Genomic DNA, 8152 nt, shown 5'->3' with positions numbered 1-8152 from the left:
CTGCCTGGACGTCGCCGTCACGGTGCTTTTGGCGGTGTCGACCTGGGCCTGGGCGAACGCGGAAACTGCCGCGACCAGCGATGCGGCGGAAACGCCGGCAACCAACCAACGGGAGAATTTCACGTGTTTCATGTATTTCCTGAAGCGAACCGGATATTGGGACGAGTCGCTATTTGAGAATCAAATGCGAATCAGCGCAACCCGCCTCTGGGAAACGGGCTATCAACAAACAAGAATCAATAAACTCGAAATTCCGGGGAATACGTCGCAAAAAACATACGAGCGATGATCACCGCAGGAACGGAATCATGCGGGCGAGCAGTCCATCCCGATCAATGAAATGGTGCTTCAACGCTGCGAGCACGTGCATGGCGACGAGGACCAGCAGTGTGTAGTTCAGATAGATGTGGACCATCTTCAGCGTGCCCTTCAGCACATTGTCCGGCCCGATGATCGTCGGCAGCGGCAACACGCCGAGATAAACCACCTGAATGCCCGCAGCGGAGCTGTACAGATAACCCGAAATCGGAATGATCAGCATCAATACATAAAGCAGGAAATGCGTGAGATGCGCGACGCCTTTTTGCCACCCCGGCATGCGCCGGGGCATGGACGGCGCCTTGTGCGTGCTGCGCCAAAGCACACGGATCACCGCGAGCGCGAACACGGTTACGCCAATCCACTTATGCCACGAGAAGTACTTGAGCTTGGTTGGCGTGAAACCGGGGATATCGGTCATGATCCAGCCAAGATAAAAACCGCAGATGATCAAGAGCGCGATCAGCCAATGAAGGCCGATTGCGGTGCGGCTATAGCTTTCGGAGCTGGCGAAATTCGGGCTGCGTTCCATACGGTGTCCACCAGAAAGAAGTGCGGAATTGACCTGCAGCATTTTGGGTTTGTCGCCGAAGAAAGGGCGTCAAACCGTGAAGCAGGTCTCAAGGCCGCCATCCTACCCGAACAAGTAAAAAACAGCTTTCAGTAGAGAAATAGTTGCCGATCCCTTTCTGGCATTGTGCTGGCGCGAGAATGACGCTGATGTCATCCTGCCGAGTTGATCCGTGAGAGGATTGGGAATCAAATCATCGGATAAACGCCTTGAACGTCTCGGCGCATGACGGACCTGACGGTTTCGCCGGCCCCGACACGTTGTGACGCCGGGTAGCCGCTGTTTGTTACCATGCGCGCTGGCCCGGCCCTTGCTCTTTTAAGCGGCTGCCCCGGAACCAGGACGCGACAAGACACTGAATAACACCCCCGCAAGAGCCAGTACTCCACTCATGGAAGAAGACGATCTGATTGCCTGCCACGAATGCGACACGCTTTTTCACAAGCGTGCGCTGCCCGTGCGAACTTCAGCGAAATGCACGCGATGCGGCGCCACGCTTTATCCGAGCGTGGCGTCGAATCTCGACAAGCTTTGCGCCATCACGCTCGCCGCGTTGATCACTTTCCTGATTGCGCAGGCGTTTCCCATTGTGGAGCTGGAAACGAACGGGATCACCTCGCAGACCACGCTGATCGGCGCGATCGTCGCGTTGTGGGGCGAGAACATGGAAGTGATCGCGGTGATGGTTTTCTGCGCGACGATCCTCTTTCCGCTCACTGAGCTCGTCGCCATGCTGTACTTGATGGTCGCGTTGCGCGCCGGGTTCGTCCCGGCCGGTTTCAGCCAGGTGCTGCGCGCAATCCAGTTTGTCCGGCCGTGGGGAATGATCGAAGTATTCATGCTCGGCGTGCTGGTTACGCTGGTGAAAATGGTGAGCATCGCGCGCGTGATCCCCGAGGCCGCCCTGTTTGCGTTCGGCGCGCTGACGCTGCTGTTCGCAGTGATCCTGACCTTCGATCCACGCGCGCTCTGGGAAATCGCCGGGCGCCTGGCGAAGCGCGGGCCTCTACGATACACCCCGTTCGGCGGCCTTCAGTCCGGCATGGGTGCTGACCGGCAAACCGATCTCCAGGCCGAATCCCCGCTTGACCTGTTGCGGCCGCTTTTGCCGTCCAGCGCGCCGGCTGATGCATCTCCAGCCAACGCCGCGTCTCCACCGCTGAAGCCATGACCGATACACCCGAACCTGCTGAAGCAAAAGAAACCGCCAGTGCCGCCGATGCCGCTCCGTTCTACACCACGGCCTCGCGCGCCGGGCTGATCGGCTGCCACGCCTGCAACCTCGTGCAAAAACGCGCGGTCACGATCGATACGCAGCGCTGCACGCGTTGCGGCGCGAAACTCCACAGGCGTAATCCGGACTCCGTCGCGCGCACGTGGGCGCTGTTGCTGTCCGCCGCGATCCTCTACATTCCGGCCAATTTGTACCCCGTGCTGCATACATCGTCGATTGTCGGTTCAGAAGACGACACCATCATGAGCGGCGTCGCCATGTTCTGGAACGACGGCGACTATCCACTGTCGGCGATTATTTTTATCGCCAGTATCCTCGTGCCGATGTTGAAGCTCGGCACCCTCGCCTACCTCACCTGGGCGACTCAAACAGCGTCCAAATGGCGTCCGCGGCAACGTACGACGCTGTATCGGATCGTCGAAAAAATCGGCCGGTGGTCAATGCTCGACGTCTTTGTCGTCACCCTCACCGTGGCGCTCGTGCGCTTCGGGTCGCTGGCCGTGATCACACCAGGGCCGGGCGCGCTGGCATTCGGCTGCGTCGTGGTGCTGACCATGCTTGCCTCCATGCAATTCGACCCGCGGCTGATGTGGGATCACATCGAACCTTCAGGAAAGAAATATGACTAGCCCGCAAGGCCCCTCAAACGATACGGCCAAGGGCCCCAACGAGCCTTCCCGCAATGCCGGCGGCGGTGGATTACCGCCGAACCTTCCTGATCCCGTGATCGAGCCGCGCAGCCGCTGGGTTCCGTCGCTCGTATGGGTGATTCCGCTGATCGCGGCGCTGATCGGCATTGTGCTGGTCGTGAAGTCGGTCGCAGGACGCGGTCCCACTATCACCATCAGTTTCGTGAGCGCCGAAGGGCTCGAAAACGGCAAGACGAAGCTGAAATACAAGGATGTGGATGTCGGCACGGTGAAGAACATCACGTTGTCGAAGGATCATTCGCGCGTTCTCGTCGATGTCCAGCTGACCAAGGTTGCCGAAGATTTCGCCGTGAAGGACACGCGCTTCTGGGTCGTGCGTCCGCGCGTGGCGGCAAGCGGCGTGACCGGTCTCGGCACGTTGCTGTCGGGCGCCTACATCGGCGTGGATGCAGGGAAGTCGAAAGAGGACGAGACCCACTTCGTGGGGCTCGAATCGCCGCCCGCCGTGACCGGCGACCAGAAGGGCCGCCAGTTCACGTTACGCGGTGATTCGCTGGGTTCCATCGATATTGGATCGCCGATCTATTATCGTCGCGTGCAGGTGGGTCAGGTCGCGGGTTTCTCACTCGACAAGGACGGCACCGGCGTCACCATGCAGGTCTTCGTGAACGCGCCTTACGACCAGTACGTGGGCACGAACTCGCGCTGGTGGCATGCAAGCGGCGTGGATCTGCGGCTCGATTCCAGCGGCTTCAAGCTCAACACGCAATCGCTCGCGACCGTGGTGCTAGGCGGCATTGCGTTCCAGACGCCGCCTAACCAGGAACCCGGCAAGCAGGCGCCGGACAACATGACGTTCCGCCTCGGCTCCGACGAATCGGACGCCATGCGCGATCCGGACGGCCAGCCAATACGCGTTGTCATGAATTTCAACCAGTCGCTGCGCGGGCTGTCGGTCGGCGCGCCGATTGATTTCCGCGGCATTCTGCTTGGCAGCGTGACGGGCATCGCGATTGAATACGATCCGAAATCGCGCGCCTTCCAGATGCCGGTGACCATGAACATCTACCCGGACAGGCTCGGCAAGCGTTTCCGCGATTCGGTTCCGCGCCAGAACACCGTCGCCGGTCAGGAATTGCTGCAGAAGCTCGTCACAAACGGCCTGCGGGGACAATTGCGCACCGGCAACCTGTTGACCGGGCAGCTTTACGTGGCGCTCGATATCTTCCCGAAGGCGGCGAAAGCCACGGTGAATGTCGCGGCCGATCCGCTCGAACTGCCGACCGTGCCGAACACGCTCGACGAGTTGCAACTGCAGGTGGCGGATATCGCGAAGAAGCTGGACAAGATTCCTTTCGACGATATCGGCAACAACCTGAACAGTGCGCTGAAGAACGCGAACAGCCTCTTCAAGCAACTCGATACCCAGGTCGCCCCCGAGGCGCGTGACACGCTGACCGCCGCGAAGAACACCTTCACCGAAGCGCAAAGCACGCTGCAGCAGGATTCACCGCTGCAGTCGGACGTTCATCAGGCGCTGCAGGAACTCACGCGGACGCTGCAATCGCTCAATGCGCTCTCCGATTATCTGGAACGTCATCCGGAATCGCTGTTGCGCGGAAAACCAGGAGATAAGCCATGAGTCTGGCCACATTTTTCAAGGCCGCCGGCCGGGTTCCAGCGGTGGGCCTCGTGGCCGGGATCGCCGCGCTCGCCGCATGCAGCAGCTCGCCGCCCGCGCGTTTTTATACGCTCGGCGGCGGCTCGGGTGACAGCACGGTGAGAACCACGGCGCCCGCGTCGTTCTATCTGGAGCTGGCGCCGGTCGACATGCCGCCGCAAGTCGCGAAGAACCAGATGGTCGTGCAGGACGGCACCGCGCAGGTGCGGGTGCTCGAGGATCAGCGCTGGGCATCGCTTCCCGCCGACGAAGTGCGGCGCGCGTTATCGGCGGATCTGTCGCAGCAGCTTGGCGCCATCGATGTCTATGGCACGCCGCATCCCGACGGCGCGGCGGTGTATCGCGTGAAGGTGAACGTGCAGCGCTTTGAATCGTCGCCGGGAAAACGCGCGTTGATCGATGCCGTGTGGAGCGTGCGCGGCGTTAGCAACCAGGCTGTCCTGACGTGCCGGACCGTGTCCGAACAGCCAGTTGGCGATGGTTATGACGCGCTGGTGGCGGGGCATCGGCAAGCCGTGGATGCGCTCGCCGGCGCGATTTCCGCCGGCGTCAAGACGGTGAGTTCGGCACCCGCACCGTCGATGACATCGGTTTCAGCGAAAAGCGCGAAGCCCGCAATGCCTGCGCCGCCGCGTCTGTTGCCTTGTCCGATGAACGCCGCGCCGGCGCAGTGAATCTGAAAGGACTCCGACCAGAGTCCGCCGCAACCCGGTTGCACCGGAAGGTGCGCCGGGTTTTTTGTCGCCCGACCACAACGCCGCAATCTCGAAATTAAGTCGGTACGCGCCGGGGCGGTTAAGATCGCTCTCCGTGACTACTCATTGCAGAATCCAAAATACAGATGATGAAACTGATCGGTTCGCTCAGCAGCCCGTACGTTCGCAAGACGCGGATTGTGATGGCAGAAAAGAAGATCGACTGCGAACTGGTGCTCGAAAACGTCTGGGCATCTGATTCGAAAATCCACAGTTACAATCCGCTCGGCAAGGTGCCCTGCCTGATCCTGGACGATGGCGAAGCGGTTTTCGATTCGCGCGTGATCTGCGAATACGTCGATACGCTCACGCCGGTCGGCAAGCTCTTGCCGCAGGAACGTCGTGAGCGCACCGAAGTCCGATGCTGGGAAGCGCTCGCCGACGGCATGCTCGACGCAGCCGTGCTGATCCGCCTGGAAGGCACGCAGCGTGAGGAAGCGCAACGCAACGACGCGTGGATCGAGCGCCAGCAGCGCAAGATCGATGACGGCCTGAAAGCGATGTCCAAAGGACTTGCCGCGAAAAACTGGTGCTCGGCCAATCACTTCACGCTCGCCGATATCGCCTGTGGCTGTGCGCTCGGCTATCTCGACTACCGCATGCCCGAGTTGAACTGGCGCGAGGATTACCCCAATCTCGACAAGCATGTGCAGCGTTTGTCGCTGCGCCAGTCTTTTATCGATACATTGCCGGTTTGAGGTTTCTCTACAGTCCTGCAAGAAAGCCCCTTTCGGGGCTTTTTTTCATGGCGGCGCGATTACTTCGCCAGCGCCTTCTTCAGCACCGTGTTCGCCTGCTCGATCGCCGCCCGCGTGGCTGGCGTCTTCGCCAGCGCGTTCAGCATCACGAAGTCGTGGATCGTGCCTTCGTAGCGCACCGCCGTTACACGCACACCTGCTTGCGAGAGCTTGCGGGCGTAGGCCTCGCCTTCGTCGCGCAGGACATCGTTTTCGTCGGTGATGACGAGTGCCGGCGGCAAGTCCTTCAACTGATCCAGCGATGCACGCAACGGCGACGCTGTGATCTTCTCCCGGTCGGCTGCATTCGGCGCGTATGCGTCCCAGAACCACTTCATCGCGTTTTTGGTGAGCCACGGGCCGTCGGCGAATTCGTTGTACGAGCCGTCGTCGAAGTTTGCATCGGTGACGGGGTAGAACAGCACCTGGTAGCGCAGCGCCGGGCCACCCTGCTCCTTCGCCATCAGCGTGACCGCGGCCGCCATGTTGCCGCCGACGCTGTCGCCGACCACGGCCATGCGGGTTGCATCGACGTTGAATTGCTTTGCATGCTCAGCCACGTAGCGCGTCGCAGCGTAAGCCTGCTCGACCGGCACTGGGAATTGGGTCTCGGGCGAGCGATCGTAATCGACGAAAACCACGGTCGCCTGCGCGCCGTTCGCGATTTCGCGGATCAGGCGGTCGTGCGTGTTTTTATCGCCGAGCACCCAGCCGCCGCCGTGAAAGTACATGATCACGGGCAGCACGCCCTTTGCCTGCGCCGGGCGTACGATGCGCAGCGCGACCTTGCCGGTCGGGCCGGCATCGATCACGCGGTCTTCGATTCGCGCGGCCTGCTTTTCGACCTGCTGCGACTGGGCGCCGGCAAGGACGTTGCGGGCATCGGCGGGAGACAAGGTGTAGATCGGCGGGCCTTTCTGTGCGGTGAGTGCATCGATGAACTGCTGCGTCGCCGGTTCGAGCACGGGCGCGGCCTGCGCGATGGCGCTTGCGGTCAGCGTTGCAGCAACGGCAGAAGCGATGGCGAGAGACTTGAGCTTGAACATGTTGACTCCTGTTAGTGAGGGGCGTTGATAAATGCTTGCTTGAGAAACATTTGAAATTCATATGCATCTACTTGTAGATAGATGATGCGGTACGGCTTTGATACGGCTTTGATACGGCATTGATACGACTGCGACTTGCCTCACGGCGGCCGGGAAACCTTGGCACCAACAATGGATAACTGCGTACCTGCTATCTACAGACCCGTTAAAACCGTGACGCGCGAAATCACTCATCAAATCCGTGCAGGGATGATTAGTCGGCTCGACGCGCGTTTTGAACGCGGTAAAAAAGTAAGACAAAAAGCAAAAAATCACATTCCCGTCAAAGGAATCGGAAATCAAAATCTACCTACTCAAAGATAGATTGGTTTTGATAAAGGTTTATTCATTATTAACAATATTCCGAACAATTACCTTGTATTACGACCCAATGAATTCAGAAGCCACGCTACGCCTTCATCGTTTTACGGTTTGCGTGACTTCTTCAAGACGCACCTTTGAATGAAACAATCGGCAAGCCAGCAGACTACCCTGATACGCCGCGAATAGCGCCCGGGCAGTCACCTCGGGCTTACCATTTACACGCAGGGTTTCTTGCTTCTCGCCTTCGGCCAGCACTTTCGCCAGCCACGATTCATTTGCTTTAAAGAAGGCCTGAACCGCATGACGCACGTCCTCGGGTAAAGACTGGATATCCGCAGCCAGCATTCCGCACAAGCAAACCTGATCGCCTTCGCCCACGATCTTGCCGAACAGCTTCGCGTAGCGATCAAGCTTTTTCTCGGCGGAAGCCGAACTGTCGATGGCGTAAATCGACGACATGACATCTGCGCTATAGGTATTCACTGCTTCGAGCACGAGATCTTCCTTCGAAGGGAAGTAATAGTGGATGCTCGATGTCTTCACCCCAACCAGCGTCGACAGATCGCGATAACTAAACCCGTTGTACCCGCGCGTCATCAACAGGATTTGCGCGTGATCGAGCAATTGCTCGCGCACGGTGTTTTTGTCCGGGGTTTTCTCGGTGTTCATTTCGGAATCTCATGCCTTCGATGAGTCGTAATTTATCTACTAGAAGATAGATAGTCAAGGAAATTTAATGAATTTCATCGGGCGTTTTTAACAGGGCGTTTTTAACAAGCTCTCCGCAAACATCATGA

Annotated in this window: 9 protein-coding genes; 6 read left to right on the top strand and 3 right to left on the bottom strand. The window is 59.2% G+C overall.

Annotation, left to right across the window (positions count from 1 at the left end; translation table 11 throughout):
- The coding region (locus ACFFAR_RS18015) for a hypothetical protein (protein WP_375508211.1) at nt 1–289 on the top strand (289 nt) is incomplete at its 5' end.
- Here ACFFAR_RS18015 and ACFFAR_RS18010 read toward each other — a convergent pair.
- Nucleotides 290–850 (bottom strand): cytochrome b, encoded by a 561-nt coding sequence (locus ACFFAR_RS18010; protein ID WP_061998457.1) that lies wholly within the window; start codon nt 848–850, stop codon nt 290–292. It lies immediately after the preceding gene.
- Between the two features lie 430 nt (nt 851–1280).
- Between ACFFAR_RS18010 and ACFFAR_RS18005 the strand changes: the two genes are divergently transcribed.
- The 5 genes from ACFFAR_RS18005 to ACFFAR_RS17985 all read left to right on the top strand — a co-directional run bounded on the left by ACFFAR_RS18005 (nt 1281) and on the right by ACFFAR_RS17985 (nt 5907).
- The gene (locus ACFFAR_RS18005) at nt 1281–2060 is read left to right on the top strand and encodes a paraquat-inducible protein A (protein WP_174364314.1); all 780 of its coding nucleotides are present in this window, start codon (nt 1281–1283) and stop codon (nt 2058–2060) included.
- The gene (locus tag ACFFAR_RS18000; RefSeq protein WP_174364315.1) at nt 2057–2752 is read left to right on the top strand and encodes a paraquat-inducible protein A; all 696 of its coding nucleotides are present in this window, start codon (nt 2057–2059) and stop codon (nt 2750–2752) included. The genes ACFFAR_RS18005 and ACFFAR_RS18000 overlap by 4 nt, the downstream gene beginning before the upstream one ends.
- A complete protein-coding gene (locus ACFFAR_RS17995; RefSeq protein WP_061998456.1) occupies nt 2745–4415 on the top strand; it encodes an intermembrane transport protein PqiB in 1671 nt (556 codons plus the stop codon). Before ACFFAR_RS18000 ends, ACFFAR_RS17995 begins: the two co-directional genes overlap by 8 nt.
- Nucleotides 4412–5128 carry an ABC-type transport auxiliary lipoprotein family protein gene (locus tag ACFFAR_RS17990; protein WP_174364316.1) on the top strand — a complete coding sequence of 239 codons (717 nt, stop codon included), beginning with the start codon at nt 4412–4414 and terminating at the stop codon, nt 5126–5128. The genes ACFFAR_RS17995 and ACFFAR_RS17990 overlap by 4 nt, the downstream gene beginning before the upstream one ends.
- A gap of 167 nt (nt 5129–5295) precedes the next feature.
- Nucleotides 5296–5907 carry a glutathione S-transferase C-terminal domain-containing protein gene (locus ACFFAR_RS17985; protein WP_172811906.1) on the top strand — a complete coding sequence of 204 codons (612 nt, stop codon included), beginning with the start codon at nt 5296–5298 and terminating at the stop codon, nt 5905–5907.
- 59 nt (nt 5908–5966) lie between these two features.
- Here the strand turns inward: ACFFAR_RS17985 and ACFFAR_RS17980 are convergent, their stop codons facing one another.
- The gene (locus ACFFAR_RS17980; RefSeq protein WP_075360607.1) at nt 5967–6992 is read right to left on the bottom strand and encodes an alpha/beta hydrolase; all 1026 of its coding nucleotides are present in this window, start codon (nt 6990–6992) and stop codon (nt 5967–5969) included.
- A 456-nt stretch (nt 6993–7448) separates the two neighbouring features.
- Entirely contained in the window at nt 7449–8024 is a 576-nt protein-coding gene (locus ACFFAR_RS17975) for a TetR/AcrR family transcriptional regulator (RefSeq protein ID WP_062169137.1), read from the bottom strand.
- Nucleotides 8025–8152: the final 128 nt, after the last annotated feature.

The organism is uncultured Caballeronia sp., from assembly GCF_964243625.1.
Taxonomy (GTDB): Bacteria; Pseudomonadota; Gammaproteobacteria; order Burkholderiales; family Burkholderiaceae; genus Caballeronia.
The sequence above is the reverse complement of the archived record's forward strand: the minus strand, read 5'-3'. Positions and strand labels throughout refer to the sequence as shown.

Coding starts and splice junctions, on each gene's coding strand:
- ACFFAR_RS17995 (WP_061998456.1), top strand. CDS start 2,745: ATGACTAGCCCGCAAGGCCCCTCAAACGATACGGCCAAGGGCCCCAAC.
- ACFFAR_RS17990 (WP_174364316.1), top strand. CDS start 4,412: ATGAGTCTGGCCACATTTTTCAAGGCCGCCGGCCGGGTTCCAGCGGTG.
- ACFFAR_RS18005 (WP_174364314.1), top strand. CDS start 1,281: ATGGAAGAAGACGATCTGATTGCCTGCCACGAATGCGACACGCTTTTT.
- ACFFAR_RS18000 (WP_174364315.1), top strand. CDS start 2,057: ATGACCGATACACCCGAACCTGCTGAAGCAAAAGAAACCGCCAGTGCC.
- ACFFAR_RS17985 (WP_172811906.1), top strand. CDS start 5,296: ATGATGAAACTGATCGGTTCGCTCAGCAGCCCGTACGTTCGCAAGACG.
- ACFFAR_RS17980 (WP_075360607.1), bottom strand. CDS start 6,992: ATGTTCAAGCTCAAGTCTCTCGCCATCGCTTCTGCCGTTGCTGCAACG.
- ACFFAR_RS18010 (WP_061998457.1), bottom strand. CDS start 850: ATGGAACGCAGCCCGAATTTCGCCAGCTCCGAAAGCTATAGCCGCACC.
- ACFFAR_RS17975 (WP_062169137.1), bottom strand. CDS start 8,024: ATGAACACCGAGAAAACCCCGGACAAAAACACCGTGCGCGAGCAATTG.